This window comes from Mycolicibacterium xanthum (genome assembly GCF_019710635.1).
GTDB classification, from domain to species: Bacteria; Actinomycetota; Actinomycetes; order Mycobacteriales; family Mycobacteriaceae; genus Mycobacterium; species Mycobacterium xanthum.
This window is the reverse complement of the sequence record NZ_JAIFZS010000142.1, coordinates 1-601: the sequence shown is the minus strand read 5'-3', so window position 1 is coordinate 601 and position 601 is coordinate 1. Positions and strand designations below refer to the sequence as shown.

Sequence of the window (601 nt, the reverse complement as noted above, 5' to 3'; positions counted from 1 at the left end):
AGGTGGTGGTCGAGGACGAACAGGGCGGCTCCGGGTACCGGTGTGCCGATGGGTACCGGGGTGGTTGCCGGTGTCAGGGGCCCGGTCATGGTGGTGTAGATGGTGGTTTCGGTGGGGCCGTAGGCGTTGATCATCACCCGGCCCGGTGCCCATCGATCGACCACCGCCACCGAACACGCTTCACCGGCCACGACCAGGGCCACCGACTCCAAGCCATCTGCGGGCAACATCGCGACGGCCGAAGGGGTCTGGCTCAAGACGGTGACCTGGCCGGTGCTCAGCAGGGCATGGAGATCCGCGGGCGAGTGGGCCACCGCCTCCGGCACCACGACCAACCGCCCCCCGGCGAGCAGCGCGCCCCAGATCTCCCACAGCGAGACGTCGAACGAATGCGAATGCCACTGCGTGACGGCGAATTGCGCGGCGGTGCTGTCGATGTCGGGACGTGCGTAGAAGAAGTCGGTGACCCTGAACAGCTGGGTGAGGTTGTGGTGGGTGATGGCGACGCCTTTGGGGGTGCCGGTGGTTCCTGAGGTGTAGATGAGGTAGGCGGTGTCGTCGGGGGTGGGTCCCGGGCCCGGTGGTGGGGTGTGGGGTGCGG

1 protein-coding gene is annotated in these 601 nt (G+C 68.1%); it reads right to left on the bottom strand.

Annotated elements, in window-relative coordinates:
• On the bottom strand, positions 1–601 hold a 601-nt coding region (locus JDV09_RS26430; RefSeq protein WP_221372088.1), incomplete at both ends, for an AMP-binding protein.